Consider the following 13,239-nt stretch of genomic DNA (forward strand, 5'->3'; position numbering starts at 1 on the left):
GGGTCGTAGCGCCGCGCGCCGCCGGGACCGCCCGCTCGGGGTTGAAAATCGTCAGCTTACGCCGGGAAGAAAAGCCACGACGTGAGCAGGAATACCGGTATCAGCACGACGAGCGCCCAGCCGAGGTACGCAAAGAAGCTCGGCATCTTCACGCCGCGCGATTCGGCGATCGCCTTCACCATGAAGTTCGGCGCATTGCCGATATAGCTGTTCGCGCCCATGAACACCGCGCCGGCGGAAATCGCGGCGAGCGTCGATGCGCCGGTCGTCATCAGCGTCTGCGCATCGCCGCCCGCGAGGTTGAAGAACACGAGATAGGTCGGCGCATTGTCGAGGAACGACGACAGGATGCCGGTCGCCCAGAAGTACATCGCATCGATCGGCTTGCCGTCGGGCCCCGTGACGAGATGGACGATCTGCGCGAACGCGCCGTCCGCCCCCGCGCGCAGGATCACGATCACCGGCGCGATCGTCACGAAGATGCCGGCGAACAGCTTCGCGACTTCCTCGATCGGCGCCCAGTTGAACGCGTTGCCCTCGCGCGCGGAACGCGGCGTCAGCGCGAGCGACGCGAGCGTCACCACCACGAGCGCGACGTCGCGCACGAGATTCTGCAGCGCGACGTGCGTGCCCCACACGTCGAACGAGACGCCCGGCTTCCACACGCCGCTCATCAGCACGAGCGCGATCACGGCCGCCAGCAGCACGAAGTTGATCTTGCCGTCGATCGACAGCGCCGCGCCGTCGGGCGTCGGATCGAGCGCGGCCGGCCGCTCCTCGCCGCCCTTCCGGTAGAAGTACGTATCGAGCGCGAAGAACAGCGTCAGCAGCACGGCGCAGATGAACAGCATCGGCAGCGCGAGATGCGTGGTCGTCCAGAAGAAGCTCACGCCGTTCAGGAAGCCGAGGAACAGCGGCGGATCGCCGAGCGGCGACAGCGAGCCGCCCGCGTTCGCGACGAGGAAGATGAAGAAGATCACGACGTGCACGACATGCTTGCGGTTGTCGTTGGCGCGCAGCAGCGGCCGGATCAGCAGCATCGCGGCGCCCGTCGTGCCCATCACGCTCGCGAGCAGCGTGCCGAGCGCGAGGATCGCGGTATTCAGTTTCGGCGACCCATGCAGGTTGCCGTTCACGCAGATGCCGCCCGCGACCGTATAGAGCGCGGTGAGCAGCACGATGAACGGAATGTATTCCTCGAGCAGCGCGTGCACGAGCGTGCCGAACGCGGTGCCGACGCCGAACGCGACCGCGAACGGCGCGAGGAACACGATCGCCCAGCCGGCGGCGATCTTGCCGAAGTGGTGATGCCAGAACACGGGGGCGACGAGCGGGAACAGCGCGATGGACAGCAGGATCCCGGCGAACGGGATACCCCAGAGCGCCGACAGCGTGGAACCGTCGAGCGTGGCGGCCGATGCGAGCGCGGGAGCGGCGCCAAGCGCGATTCCCGACGCCATGCCCGCCCAGGCGGCATGTCGTTTCATGCGGAACTTCCTTGTTCGAAATAAGGGTGAAGGCAGCGGGCGCGTCATGCGCCCCGTACGACGATCGCGTGCACGCGGTACGGACCGTGTGCACCCAGAATGATCGTTTGCTCGATGTCGCCGGTGCGCGACGGGCCCGACACGAAATTGACCGCGCGCGGCAGTTCGCCGCGCTCCGCGCGAATCAGCGCGAACGCGTCTTCATGACCGGCGACGATGCGCGACGCCGGCACGATCGCGATGTGGGTTTCCGGTAGCAGACCGGCCGATGCGTAAGTGTCGGGGCCGGACAGCAATACCAGCGACCCCGTTTCGGCGGTCGCGCAAAAGCAGCCGGTCAGGCCGACGAGATCGCCGTCGCGCGGCTTGCGGCATTCGACCGACAGGCCGGCGGCGGCCCAGTCGAGATCGGCCAGCGTGCGCCACGCGATGGCCTGCGCCGGCAGGCCGTGAGCGGCAAGATAGCGGGCGGCGGCGGCAGGCACGTCGGCCAGCGTCGCGACTTCGTCGACCGTGGTCGACAGGCGCTGCGCTTCGTCGACGAAAGCGGCGACGAGGTCGGCCGGCGCCGGCGGGCGCGGGCCTTGCGGATGACGGGCAAGGTAGTCGGCGACGCCGTCGCGCTCCGCTGCATCGGGTTCGGCCGCGCGCCCCTGCGCCGCGCGGATGCGCGCGAGGATCTGGCGACGGGCAGCGGAAGTGTCCATGAACGGTCCTCGTGACGTTGCGTGCAATACGTCGGATTATACCGGCCACCCCTGCTGCGACACACCTTCGGCCGAACGGCCGGCGCCTACTTCGACGCGTCTTCCTCGACCGGCTGCGCGATGCCGAACACCTGGCGCAGGTACGCGAGATACGCCTTGTCGTCGCACATGCTCTTGCCCGGCGAATCCGACAGCTTCGCGACCGGCTGGCCGTTGCAGCGAACCATCTTGATCACGATCTGCAGCGGCACGTAACCGAGATCGTTGGTGAGGTTGGTGCCGACGCCGAACGCAAGCTTGCAGCGGCCGCGGAACCGTTCGTACAGCTGCATGACCTTCGGAATGTCGAGCGCGTCCGAGAACACGAGCACCTTGGTGCGCGGGTCGCACCGGTTCGCCTCGTAATGGCGCAGCATCCGCTCGCCCCAGTCGAACGGATCGCCCGAATCGTGGCGCGCGCCGTCGAACAGCTTGCAAAAGTACATGTCGAAGTCGTTCAGGAACGCGTCCATGCCGTAGACGTCCGACAGCGCGATCCCGAGGTCGCCGCGATACTCCTTCGCCCACATCTCGAAGCCGTAGATCTGCGAATCGCGCAATCTCGGGCCGAGCGCCTGGCACGCCTGCAGGTATTCGTGCGCCATCGTGCCGAGCGGCGTGATGCCGTGCTTCATCGCGTACAGCACGTTGCTCGTGCCCGCGAACTGCGGGCCGAGCCCGTCGCGCAGCGTGAGCGCGACTTCCTCGTGCCAGACCTTCGAGAAGCGTCGGCGCGTGCCGTAGTCGGCGATCTTGCAGTCGGCGAATTCGGGCTTCGCGCCGAGCAACTTGATCTTCTCGCGCAGCCGTTCGCGGCCTTCGCGATAGTCGGGCTCGCGCTGCGTGTTGCGGAAATAGACTTCGTTGACGATCGCCAGCACCGGGATCTCGAACAGGATCGTATGCAGCCAGGGCCCCTCGATCACGATGTCGATCTCGCCGTTGCCCTTCGGCGAAGGCGTGATCGAGATGTACTTCTCGTTCAGGTGGAACAGCGCGAGGAAGTCGACGAAGTCGCTCTTGATGAAGCGCATCCGCCGCAGATAGTCGAGTTCGACGTCGGAAAAGCGCAGCGAGCACAGGCCGCGCACCTCGTCGCGAATCTCGTCGATGTACGGCACGAGATCGACGCCGGGCGTGCGGCACCGGAAACGGTATTCGACGTTGGCAGCGGGAAAGTGATGCAGAACGACCTGCATCATCGTGAACTTGTAGAGATCCGTGTCGAGCAGCGAAGTGATGATCATGATGACGGCAGCGCCAATATCGTGACCGGGCCCCGACGCACCGCGCGCCGCCCGGTCTGTCGGTCATGTTACCCGAATGCGTGCCGGACCATCGCGAAACCGCCCTCCGCCGTGCCGCATCACGCTCGTGCGCGGCGCGCGGTTGTGTCCGCGTTGCGCCGCCCATAAACTAATCACGAAACGATATAAGCCGGATAGCCGACCACGCGATGCGGGTTTTGCGCTTCAGTTACAATGCCGCTTTTGGCGCAAACGCCACCCCATATATACCGCCAAGCAGGAGCGTTTTAATGACTCACGTTGTGACCGAAGGCTGCATCAAGTGCAAATACACGGATTGCGTGGATGTGTGCCCGGTGGATTGCTTCCGTGAAGGTCCCAACTTTCTCGCCATCGATCCGGACGAGTGCATCGACTGCGCCGTGTGCGTCGCCGAATGCCCGACCAATGCGATCTATGCCGAAGAAGACGTTCCGGGCGACCAGCAGCAGTTCACCGCGTTGAACGCGGAGCTGGCGAAGAACTGGCCGTCGATCACGAAGACCAAGCCGGCGCCCGCCGACGCGGACGAGTGGAAGGACGTGCAGGACAAGCTGCACCTGCTCGAGCGCTGATCGCACGGCGGCGACTGCAAAAAATTTTATTCGCTGCGGCTCCAAAGTATTGACAGGTTAGCGAACACTCCATACAATCTCGTTTCTCTGCTGTTGTTGTTTGTTCCCCGATAGCTCAGTCGGTAGAGCGCCGGACTGTTAATCCGTAGGTCCCTGGTTCGAGCCCAGGTCGGGGAGCCAAAAACGCAAAGGCCCGTTGAAAGTGGACGGGTTTTTTGTTGAACGAGCAACACGCAGATGTACCGATTTATTCCCCGATAGCTCAGTCGGTAGAGCGCCGGACTGTTAATCCGTAGGTCCCTGGTTCGAGCCCAGGTCGGGGAGCCAAATAGCGAAAGGCCCGTCATTCGACGGGCCTTTTGTTTTTTCGGCCGCCGTTCCGCCCTTCTGCTTGTCGTGGCCCGGTCATGCGCATGCTAGAGTCTCTGTCCCGCATTCGCATCCGGTTCCGTCGATGAAGCATCGCCTCCTGCGCTCCGCCCCCGTCGCCCTCCTGCTCTCCGCATTCGCTGCAGCGCCGTTCGCGCAGGCGGAGGAAGTCGGCAGCGTCAATACCCATTTCCGCGTCACGGGCTCCGATCGCGTGGTCGTCGAGGCCTATGACGATCCGGTCGTGAACGGCGTGACCTGCTACGTGTCGCGCGCCCGCACCGGCGGGATCAAGGGCACGCTCGGCGTGGCCGAGGATCCGAGCGAGGCATCGATCGCGTGCCGGCAGGTCGGCCCGATCAGCTTCAAGGAACCGCTCAAGCAGCAGACCGACGTGTTCAGCGAACGCATGTCGTTCATCTTCAAGACGCTGCACGTCGTGCGCGTGGTCGACAAGAAACGCAACACGATCGTCTACCTGACCTACAGCGACCGCATCGTCAGCGGCAGCCCGAAGAACGCCGTCACCGCGGTGCCGATGCCGGCCGGCACGACGATTCCGGTCAAGTAAGCCCGCGCCGGCCGGGCGCGCGGGCGATACACTGTCGGTTCGACCGCTCCCGCGCCCGATCATGTCCGCCACCCGCCTTCCCGATTCCGCACGCTACTGGCGCACGCCGCTCGTGCCGGACGCGGATCTCCTCACGGCCACCTATCGCGATCACGCGTTCGCGCCTCACTGGCACGACGCGTACACGATCCCCGTGATTCTCGAAGGCGCGGAACGCTTCACCTATCGCGGCACCGGCCATGTCGCCGAAACGGGCACCGTGCCCGTGATCAATCCCGGCGAAGTCCATACGGGGTCGCGTGCCACCGACGAGGGCTGGTGCTATCGCGTCAGCTACATGCCAGTCGAATTCATCCGCGACCTCGCCGGTTCGATCGCGGGCCGCCCGCAGGATGCGCCGTGGTTTGCGCCCGACGTGATCCGCGACGCCGATCTCGCAGCCCGGCTCACGCTCGCGCACCGGATGCTGGAAGCCGGCAGCGAGCGCGCGCTGTCGTCGCATGCGTCCGGGCAGCCGGCCGACGCTCCGGCGGCCGGCGATCCGGTGGCCGGCGGTCCCGCCACCGGCGCGCCGCGCATCTACGATCCGCTCGCCGCCGAAACCGCGATGCTCGACGCGCTGTCGACGCTGATCGCGCGCCACGCCGACGTGCGGCCGCAGCCGGCGCCGCTCGCGGCCGACGAACCGCGCGTCGACGCGATGCGCGAGCGGCTCGCCGCTGATCTGACGGGCGCGGTGACGCTCGACGATGTCGCGCAGGCGGCCGGCCTGTCGCCGTTTCACGCGGCGCGCCTGTTCACCCGCACGGTCGGCATGCCGCCGCATGCATGGCGCAACCAGTTGCGGCTGCAGCGTGCGCTGGCGCCGCTGCGCGCGGGCATCCCCGTCGCCGATGTCGCGGCGGCCAGCGGCTTCGTCGACCAGAGCCACTTCACGCGGCATTTCAAACGGATGTTCGGCGTGCCGCCCGGGCGCTGGCAGGCAAGCTGACGCGCGGCTTCCCGCAGTCGTCGGCCGCGCCCGCGCCCCGCGCCGGCCGACACGCGAACCGGCGCCGCTTCGGCGGGCGCAAGAACATACAAGCCGGCTCGCCACCGGCCCGCTATCCTCCCCCTCATGGAGGAGCGCTACTTGAACGAGACACCCGCATCGCCCCCGCGCCGCCCGCTCAACGAATGGCTCGACGGCGCACGCGACACGATTCCGATGATGATCGGCGCAGCACCGTTCGGCGTGATTTTCGGCACGCTCGTCGGCGGCGGCCCGCTCGCCGCCTGGCACGGCGCGCTGATGTCGCTCGCGGTGTTCGCGGGCTCCGCGCAGTTCATCGCGCTCGGCCTGATCGCCGGCAGCGCGAGTTTCGCCGTCGTGCTCGCCACGACGCTGATCGTGAACCTGCGCCACCTGCTGTACAGCGCGACGCTCGCGCCCTATGTCGCCCACCTGCCGCTGCGCTGGCGCGCGACGCTCGGCGCGTTGATGACCGACGAGGTGTTCGCGGTCGCCTACGGACACTACCGGCACTACCCGCCCGGTACGATCGGCCCCCACTACTTTTTCGGCTCCGGGCTCGCGATGTACCTGAACTGGCAGGTCTGGACGCTCGCGGGCATCGGCTTCGGCACCGCATTCCCGGGCCTGCAGTCGCTCGGCCTCGATTTCGCGATGGCGGCGACCTTCATCGCGATCGTCGTCCCGCAGCTCGGCACGCTGCGCTACTTCTCGGCGGCCGCCACGGCCGGCACGCTCGCGTACTTCTGGCAGGGCTGGCCGTACAAGCTCGGGCTGCTCGGCGCGGTCGCCGCCGGCGTCGCAGTCGGCGTCGCGCTCACGCTGCTGCACGATCGCACGCGCGCCGGCTCCCGCCCGGAGGCGGCATCGTGAGTTACGCGCTGCTGATCCTCGGGATGGCCGTCATCACGTATGCGATCCGCTCGACGCTGTTCCTGTTCGGCGAGCGGCTGGCGTTCCCGCCGCTCGTGCGGACCGCGCTCGGCTTCGTGCCGGTCACCGTGCTGACCGCGATCATCGTCCCGATGACCGTCTCGCCGCACGGCGGCACGGCCGAGCTGACCTGGCGAAACCCGCAGCTCGTCGGCGCGCTCGCGGCCGTGCTCGTATCGGCCGCGACCCGCCGCCCGCTCGTGACGATCGCCGCCGGGCTCGCGGTGTTCTTCCTGTGGCAAGGGGTCGTACTGCCGCACTGGCCGCCCGCCTGAGCGCGGGCTGCGTCGCGCGCGCTCAAGTTTCCGCCCGGTGCGCCGATATAGGAGAGGAAGACCCGCCACCGGCCCCGGCGCGCATCGGTCGATCGACGCCGTGCCCCGTTCCCGGTGCGCCGCGCCGGCGCCGGCTTGCGCGGGCCGCCATCGAGACGATTCATGGGCCAGATCACCCTTTCCCTCAAGGACGACACGCTCGAGTCCCTGCGCAAGGACTACGATGCGTTCGTCCGCGTGTCGCTGAAACTCGACCCGCAATTCGCGACGCCGTCGTTCGAGGATTTCCTGCGCGCCAAGCTGCTCGACAACATGGTGCCGCTGACCGAGCACGCCGTGCAGCGGATGCTGCAGGGCGGCCAGTACGCGTGGGCCAAGCGCACGCTCGACAAGGAATTTCCGGACGTCGTCGCGATCCTGATGCGGCAGGCAAGCGAATTCGGCTTCGGCTTCGCGTCACGCTCCGAATGGACCCCCGACGAACTCGCGAAGGCATGCCGCGACTGGGCGAAGGCGATCGTCGCCGAAGCGCAGGGCGACGCGTCGCTGATCGACCCGCTCGCGTCGCAGATCAAGAGCGCGGCGCAGGACATCCAGACGCTCGAGGAAAACATGCAGACACCTGCGTGGCGGCTCGCGGAATCGCTGCGGCAGCGGATCTACGAGGCCAAGCTCGCGTGCGAGATGAGCGTCGGCAGCACCGCGCGCGACAAGCTCGGCGAACTGCGCGGGCTGCTGCGGCTCGGGCTCGCGCACGGCTCGTTCCAGAAGCAGGAAGCGCAGCAGATCATGGAATACCTGCGGCTGCTGAAGCCGGAGATCTTCGTCGAGGAACCGTACGACGTCTTCGCGCGCCTGGCCGCCTGGCTTCGCAGCGTGTTCACGCCGGCCGTCGCACGGCCGGCCCAGGGACAGGGGCAAGGCCAGCGCCGGCCCTGACCGCGCTCGTCCCGCGCAACGCATCCCCCCACGAAAACGGCCCGGTCGCGCGAAGCGAACCGGGCCGCCTGACGATTGCCGTCGCGACGCGCCTTCCAGGCGCGCGTCGCGACGGCGTCGGACACGCTTACTGCGTGGCGCCCTGCGCCGATGCACCGCCCTGCGCGCCGACCGATGCGCCGCCTTCGGTCGCCTCGTCGGCCTTCGCCTTGGCCGAGCCCGCATGGCCCTTGGCCGACTTCGCCGCATGCTTCGTGTGCTTCTTGGCCGAATGAACGGCCGACGACGTCGTATCCTTCGCGCCATCGGCCGCCGCGCCGACCGCATCGGTCGCACCGCCCGTCGCATTGCCCGACACGTTCGCGCCGGCGCCGCCCTGCGCGCCCGCACCGACACCAGCCGCCGGCGTCTGCGCCTGCACGCCGGCGCCGGCTGCGCCTTGCGCCGTCGTGCCCGTCTGGGCGAATGCGGCCGAAGTGGCGAACGCCGTCAGCGCGGCACCGATCAGCATCGTACGAATCTTGGACATGGCAATTCTCCTCAAGAAGTTGTGCGTCCGGACCGCAGCGATGCGGTCCGTCGCGTCCCCGCCGCAACACGCAGCAGGTACGACAGAAGACCGGCCGCCCGCACGGCCGGTTCGCGAATCTCTCAGACTGTTACCCACCGTTTCATTTGCTGACGAATCGCTCACAGTCCTTTACATCCGCCGGCGGCCGCCCGCGCTCGCGTGCGGGCGCGCGGTGCCGTATGATGCGGAGCGTTTCCTCCCGCGCGTCGCGCCCCTTCCTCGTCATGCCCAATCTGGATTTCACGCTGACCGGCGAATACGTCGAGCTGCACAACCTTCTCAAGATCACCGGTCTCGCGGACAGCGGCGGCACCGCGAAGCTGATCGTCGCGTCCGGCGCCGTGAAAGTGGACGGCGCGATCGAGCTTCGCAAGACCTGCAAGATCCGCGCGGGCCAGGTCGTGCTGCTCGGCGACACGCGCATCGCGGTACGCGAGGCCTAGCGCTCGCGGGGTTCCCCTGCCCGCGACATGGCCATCGGCGCGCGCGTTCGACACGGTACGAATAAAGCCGTAAGCTAGCCGTCTCTCAAAATAAATACATATAGCGCGGGCCCGCACCCGCGCGAGCGCCCATTCCATGTCGCATTCCGGTCTTACGAGGACGGCCGCCGCGCCGCCGTCCCTGTCCAGTCATGCCGCCGATACCGCGCGCCTCGCCGCGCCGCTCGCGATCGCGCAACTTTCCCAGATGGCGATGAGCGTCACCGACACGGTGCTGCTCGGTTCGCTCGGCCCCGATTCGCTCGCGGCGGGCGGGCTCGGCGCGAACTTCTTCTTCGTCATCGTGACGATCCTGCAAGGCGTGCTGTCGTCGGTCAGCGTGAGCGTCGCGCATGCGCGCGGCGCCCAGGCCGAGGATCGCGTGCCGCACATCTACTGGACGGGCTTCGCGCTGTCCGTGCTGCTCGCGATTCCGGCCATCGTCGCGCTGTCGCTTGCCGAACCGATCCTGCTGATGTTCCACGAGCCGCCGCTGCTCGCGCATCACGTCGGCGAATACACGGGCATCCTGCGCTTCGCGGCGCTCGGCAGCCTGATCGGCGTCGGGCTGATGCGCGCGTTCCTGCCGGCGATCGGCGCCGCGCGGCGGCTCCTGTGGGTGTCGATCGGCGGCGTCGGCGTCAACGGCGTGCTGAACTACGGGCTGATCCACGGCGCATTCGGGCTGCCGCGCCTCGGCTTTCTCGGTTCGGCCGTCGCGACGACGATCACGATCTGGCTCACCGCGCTCGCGCTGATCTGGCTGCTGCACGGCCGGCAGCGCTTCCGCCATTTCGTGACCGCGGCGCGCCCGAAGCTGCCCGTGATGGGCGAGTTGATCGGCATCGGCTGGCCGGTCGCGATCACGTACGGGGTCGAATCGACGCTGTTCCTCGCCACCGGCCTCACGGTCGGCGTGCTGGGCGCGACGTCGCTCGCCGCGCACCAGATCGCGCTGAACGTCGCATCGGTGTCGTTCATGGTGCCGCTCGCGATCGGCCAGGCGGCCAATGTTCGCGTCGGCTACTGGATCGGCGCGGGCTCGCCCGTCGCCGCGCGGCACGCGGGCTTCGTCGCGCTCGCGCTCGGCGTCGGCTTCATGTCGCTGTCGGGCCTCGTGATGATCGTCGCGCCGCATACGATCGTCGGCCTGTACCTGCACCTCGACGACCCGGCCAACGCGGCCACGGTGTCGCTCGCCGCGTCGCTGCTCGGCATCGCCGCGGTGTTCCAGATCGTCGACGGCATGCAGACCGTCGCGTCGGGTGCGCTGCGCGGCCTGAAGGACACGCGCATCCCGATGCTCGCCGCGACCTTCGGCTACTGGGGCATCGGCTTCCCGACCGGCTACTGGTTCGCATTCCACGCGGGCCTGGGCGCGCGCGGCCTGTGGTGGGGGCTCGCGGCCGGGCTCGCGAGTGTCGCCGCGCTGATGGCATGGCGCTTTCACCGCAAGACCACCTCGCTCATCGCGACGGTGCGCTAGGCGCGACACGACGCGAAATCGCGGCCGGCGCTATGCTTGTCGATAGCCATCGAGACGCCGCACGAGCGGCGCGTCTGCCTCACGATACGTCCGATTACGTCTGACGCCGCGCGACGGCGCGCGGCCTTTCCCCTTTCCTGGAGGAGTGCATCATGAACGAAGCAGTTCGGATGGAACGCGACACGTTCGGCGAGATCGCCGTGCCGGCCGACCGGCTCTGGGGCGCGCAGACCGAGCGCTCGCTGCAGAATTTCCGGATCTCGACGGAGAAGCAGTCGCCCGAGCTGATCCACGCGCTCGCGATCGTCAAGCGCGCCGCGGCGGCCGTCAACCAGTCGCTCGGCGTGCTCGCCGACGACAAGGCGCGCGCGATCATCGAAGCCGCCGACGAGATCATCGCCGGCAAGCATCCGCGCGAGTTCCCGCTCGCGGTGTGGCAGACGGGCTCCGGCACGCAGACCAACATGAACCTCAACGAGGTGATCGCGAACCGCGCGAGCGAGCTGATGGGCGGCGAGCGCGGCGAAGCGCGCAAGGTGCATCCGAACGACGACGTGAACCGCGGCCAGTCGTCGAACGACGTGTTCCCGACCGCGATGCACGTCGCGGCCGCGTATGCGATCGTCAATCACCTGCTGCCGGCACTGCGCACGCTGCGCGCGACGCTCGACGCGAAGTCGAAGGCGTTCGCCGACATCGTGAAGATCGGCCGCACGCACCTGCAGGACGCCACGCCGCTCACGCTCGGCCAGGAGTTCTCCGGCTATGTCGCGCAGCTCGACCACGGCATCCGTCACGTCGAATCGGCGTTGCCGCACCTGTACGAGCTCGCGCTCGGCGGCACCGCGGTCGGCACGGGGCTGAACGCGCATCCGGAGTTCGCGGTGCGCGTGGCGGACGAGATCGGCCGGCTGACGAAGCTGCCGTTCGTGACCGCGCCGAGCAAGTTCGAGGTGATGGCCGCCGCCGACGCGCTGGTCTTCGCGCACGGCGCGCTGAAGACGGTGGCGGCCAGCCTGATGAAGATCGCGAACGACGTGCGCTGGCTCGCGAGCGGGCCGCGCTGCGGGCTCGGCGAGCTGTCGATTCCGGAAAACGAGCCGGGCAGCTCGATCATGCCGGGCAAGGTGAACCCGACGCAGTCGGAAGCCGTGACGATGCTGTGCTGCCAGGTGTTCGGCAACGACGTCGCAGTCAACGTCGGCGGCGCGAGCGGCAATTTCGAATTGAACGTGTTCCGGCCGATGATCGCGCACAATGTACTGCAGTCGGTGCGCCTCCTCGCCGACGGCGCGCAGAGCTTCAACGATCACTGTGCGGTAGGCATCGAGCCGAACCGCGCGCGGATCGATCTGTTGCTGAACGAATCGCTGATGCTCGTGACGGCACTCAATCCGCACATCGGCTACGACAAGTCCGCGCAGATCGCGAAGAAGGCGCACAAGGAAGGCACGACGCTGAAGGCGGCCGCGCTCGCGCTCGGCTACCTGACCGAGGCGGAATTCGATGCGTGGGTGCGCCCCGAGCAGATGATCGGCACGCGGTAACGGCAGGACGGCGGGCGCGGCGCACGACGCGCGGCGCCCGCGGCACTCAGACGGTGCCCTTCGCGACTTCTTCCGGCTTCATCTCGACGATCTTGTCGAGCGCGGCCCGCACGTCGGCCGCGTATTTCGCCAGCACCCGTTGCTCGTCGGTTTCGGGCACGAACGGCGGCACCGGCACCGGGTTGCCGTTCTCGTCGACCGCGACGAACACGACGAGGCAATCGGTCGTCTGACGCAGCACGCCGCCCTTCGGATCGCCGGCGTGCACCGACACATGAATGTGCATGCTGGTACGGCCCGTCGCGACGACGCGCGCCTTCAGCTCGACCAGATTGCCGACCAGGATCGGACGCTGGAAACGGATGTTGCCGACGCTGACCGTCACGCAATAGCGGCTCGACCAGACGGCCGCGCACGCATACGCGACCTCGTCGATCCACTTCATCAGCGCGCCGCCGTGCACCTTGCCGCCGAAGTTCACGGACGAAGGCTCGGCAAGGAAGCGGAATACGGTTTCGGTGCGGTCGAGGGCAGCCGGCACGGGGGACGGTTGAGGCATTGTTCTGGCTCCAGGCGGCAGGGGCGCCGTCATCGGGCCATTATACGTTGCACTGCGGCAATACGGCGCGGCAAGCCCCGCGTGGCGGGGCTGCGGCGGCCATGCCGGCTCGCGCCGGACCGGCGCCGCTCAACGGCGTACCGTGACGCCCTGGTCGATCGTTCCGTACATCTCGATACTGCCGCCGCGCTCGCCGGTCGCGCCCGCGCCGCCGGGTGCACAGGCGGCGCACACGAGCGCCGCCGCCAACACACAGAAAATCGTCTTCATCGTTGCATCGCGTCTCAGGCGGCGGCCCGCTGCCGCCGCGTCCGGCCATTCTACGCGTGCCCTGCAACGGGCTGCGGTTCGGTCCGCGCAGGGGGCGGCGCGCTGTATCCGACATTTCATCCGAGAGCGAA

Annotated in this window: 15 protein-coding genes and 2 tRNA genes; 11 read left to right on the forward strand and 6 right to left on the reverse strand. The window is 68.0% G+C overall.

Annotation, left to right across the window (positions count from 1 at the left end; translation table 11 throughout):
* Nucleotides 1-56: 56 nt before the first annotated feature.
* The 3 genes from WT53_RS05850 to pncB all read right to left on the reverse strand — a co-directional run bounded on the left by WT53_RS05850 (nt 57) and on the right by pncB (nt 3,480).
* Complete coding sequence (locus tag WT53_RS05850; RefSeq protein ID WP_034206756.1) at nt 57-1,487, reverse strand: sodium:proton antiporter; 1,431 nt, start codon at nt 1,485-1,487, stop codon at nt 57-59.
* A gap of 44 nt (nt 1,488-1,531) precedes the next feature.
* Nucleotides 1,532-2,194, reverse strand: a complete 663-nt coding sequence (locus WT53_RS05855; RefSeq protein WP_034206755.1) for a lactate utilization protein C — start codon at nt 2,192-2,194, stop codon at nt 1,532-1,534.
* Nucleotides 2,195-2,280: 86 nt separating this feature from the next.
* Nucleotides 2,281-3,480: a nicotinate phosphoribosyltransferase gene (pncB, locus tag WT53_RS05860; protein ID WP_034206754.1), complete on the reverse strand. Its 1,200-nt coding sequence runs from the start codon at nt 3,478-3,480 to the stop codon at nt 2,281-2,283.
* A gap of 290 nt (nt 3,481-3,770) precedes the next feature.
* Here pncB and fdxA point away from each other — a divergent pair, with 290 nt between their 5' ends.
* The 8 genes from fdxA (at nt 3,771) to WT53_RS05900 (ending at nt 8,193) form a co-directional block, all read left to right on the forward strand.
* A complete protein-coding gene (gene fdxA / locus WT53_RS05865) occupies nt 3,771-4,094 on the forward strand; it encodes a ferredoxin FdxA (protein ID WP_009688972.1) in 324 nt (107 codons plus the stop codon).
* 104 nt (nt 4,095-4,198) lie between these two features.
* Nucleotides 4,199-4,274: transfer RNA gene (locus WT53_RS05870), tRNA-Asn, on the forward strand.
* Between the two features lie 71 nt (nt 4,275-4,345).
* Nucleotides 4,346-4,421, forward strand: a tRNA-Asn gene (locus WT53_RS05875).
* Nucleotides 4,422-4,548: 127 nt separating this feature from the next.
* The gene (locus WT53_RS05880) at nt 4,549-5,034 is read left to right on the forward strand and encodes a CreA family protein (protein ID WP_034206753.1); all 486 of its coding nucleotides are present in this window, start codon (nt 4,549-4,551) and stop codon (nt 5,032-5,034) included.
* A gap of 61 nt (nt 5,035-5,095) precedes the next feature.
* On the forward strand, nt 5,096-6,025 hold the full coding sequence (locus WT53_RS05885; RefSeq protein WP_034206752.1) for an AraC family transcriptional regulator: 930 nt from the start codon (nt 5,096-5,098) through the stop codon (nt 6,023-6,025).
* 126 nt (nt 6,026-6,151) lie between these two features.
* A complete protein-coding gene (locus WT53_RS05890) occupies nt 6,152-6,919 on the forward strand; it encodes an AzlC family ABC transporter permease (protein ID WP_034206751.1) in 768 nt (255 codons plus the stop codon).
* A complete protein-coding gene (locus tag WT53_RS05895) occupies nt 6,916-7,254 on the forward strand; it encodes an AzlD domain-containing protein (protein WP_034206750.1) in 339 nt (112 codons plus the stop codon). The genes WT53_RS05890 and WT53_RS05895 overlap by 4 nt, the downstream gene beginning before the upstream one ends.
* Before the next feature lie 162 nt (nt 7,255-7,416).
* On the forward strand, nt 7,417-8,193 hold the full coding sequence (locus tag WT53_RS05900; protein ID WP_034206749.1) for a DUF4088 family protein: 777 nt from the start codon (nt 7,417-7,419) through the stop codon (nt 8,191-8,193).
* A 127-nt stretch (nt 8,194-8,320) separates the two neighbouring features.
* Here the strand turns inward: WT53_RS05900 and WT53_RS05905 are convergent, their stop codons facing one another.
* Entirely contained in the window at nt 8,321-8,722 is a 402-nt protein-coding gene (locus WT53_RS05905; protein ID WP_034206748.1) for a hypothetical protein, read from the reverse strand.
* A gap of 266 nt (nt 8,723-8,988) precedes the next feature.
* On the opposite strand from WT53_RS05905, the gene WT53_RS05910 reads away from it, so the two are divergent.
* The 3 genes from WT53_RS05910 (at nt 8,989) to fumC (ending at nt 12,279) form a co-directional block, all read left to right on the forward strand.
* Nucleotides 8,989-9,207: an RNA-binding S4 domain-containing protein gene (locus WT53_RS05910; protein ID WP_027783904.1), complete on the forward strand. Its 219-nt coding sequence runs from the start codon at nt 8,989-8,991 to the stop codon at nt 9,205-9,207.
* A 136-nt stretch (nt 9,208-9,343) separates the two neighbouring features.
* Nucleotides 9,344-10,732, forward strand: coding sequence for a multidrug efflux MATE transporter NorM (gene norM, locus WT53_RS05915; RefSeq protein WP_034206747.1), 1,389 nt, complete (start codon nt 9,344-9,346; stop codon nt 10,730-10,732).
* A 152-nt stretch (nt 10,733-10,884) separates the two neighbouring features.
* The gene (fumC, locus tag WT53_RS05920; protein WP_034206746.1) at nt 10,885-12,279 is read left to right on the forward strand and encodes a class II fumarate hydratase; all 1,395 of its coding nucleotides are present in this window, start codon (nt 10,885-10,887) and stop codon (nt 12,277-12,279) included.
* A gap of 46 nt (nt 12,280-12,325) precedes the next feature.
* Here the strand turns inward: fumC and WT53_RS05925 are convergent, their stop codons facing one another.
* Both WT53_RS05925 and WT53_RS33795 read right to left on the reverse strand, forming a co-directional pair.
* On the reverse strand, nt 12,326-12,838 hold the full coding sequence (locus tag WT53_RS05925; protein WP_023475851.1) for an acyl-CoA thioesterase: 513 nt from the start codon (nt 12,836-12,838) through the stop codon (nt 12,326-12,328).
* A gap of 129 nt (nt 12,839-12,967) precedes the next feature.
* A complete protein-coding gene (locus WT53_RS33795; protein WP_179948993.1) occupies nt 12,968-13,108 on the reverse strand; it encodes a hypothetical protein in 141 nt (46 codons plus the stop codon).
* Nucleotides 13,109-13,239: the final 131 nt, after the last annotated feature.

It is taken from the genome of Burkholderia sp. MSMB2157WGS, assembly GCF_001532755.1.
In the GTDB taxonomy this organism is placed as follows: domain Bacteria; phylum Pseudomonadota; class Gammaproteobacteria; order Burkholderiales; family Burkholderiaceae; genus Burkholderia.

Bases quoted from the DNA above. Each gene is read 5' to 3' on its own strand.
- WT53_RS05850 (WP_034206756.1), bottom strand. From the start codon at position 1,487: ATGAAACGACATGCCGCCTGGGCGGGCATGGCGTCGGGAATCGCGCTT.
- WT53_RS05855 (WP_034206755.1), bottom strand. From the start codon at position 2,194: ATGGACACTTCCGCTGCCCGTCGCCAGATCCTCGCGCGCATCCGCGCG.
- pncB (WP_034206754.1), bottom strand. From the start codon at position 3,480: ATGATCATCACTTCGCTGCTCGACACGGATCTCTACAAGTTCACGATG.
- fdxA (WP_009688972.1), top strand. From the start codon at position 3,771: ATGACTCACGTTGTGACCGAAGGCTGCATCAAGTGCAAATACACGGAT.
- WT53_RS05880 (WP_034206753.1), top strand. From the start codon at position 4,549: ATGAAGCATCGCCTCCTGCGCTCCGCCCCCGTCGCCCTCCTGCTCTCC.
- WT53_RS05885 (WP_034206752.1), top strand. From the start codon at position 5,096: ATGTCCGCCACCCGCCTTCCCGATTCCGCACGCTACTGGCGCACGCCG.
- WT53_RS05890 (WP_034206751.1), top strand. From the start codon at position 6,152: ATGGAGGAGCGCTACTTGAACGAGACACCCGCATCGCCCCCGCGCCGC.
- WT53_RS05900 (WP_034206749.1), top strand. From the start codon at position 7,417: ATGGGCCAGATCACCCTTTCCCTCAAGGACGACACGCTCGAGTCCCTG.
- WT53_RS05905 (WP_034206748.1), bottom strand. From the start codon at position 8,722: ATGTCCAAGATTCGTACGATGCTGATCGGTGCCGCGCTGACGGCGTTC.
- WT53_RS05910 (WP_027783904.1), top strand. From the start codon at position 8,989: ATGCCCAATCTGGATTTCACGCTGACCGGCGAATACGTCGAGCTGCAC.
- norM (WP_034206747.1), top strand. From the start codon at position 9,344: ATGTCGCATTCCGGTCTTACGAGGACGGCCGCCGCGCCGCCGTCCCTG.
- fumC (WP_034206746.1), top strand. From the start codon at position 10,885: ATGAACGAAGCAGTTCGGATGGAACGCGACACGTTCGGCGAGATCGCC.
- WT53_RS05925 (WP_023475851.1), bottom strand. From the start codon at position 12,838: ATGCCTCAACCGTCCCCCGTGCCGGCTGCCCTCGACCGCACCGAAACC.
- WT53_RS33795 (WP_179948993.1), bottom strand. From the start codon at position 13,108: ATGAAGACGATTTTCTGTGTGTTGGCGGCGGCGCTCGTGTGCGCCGCC.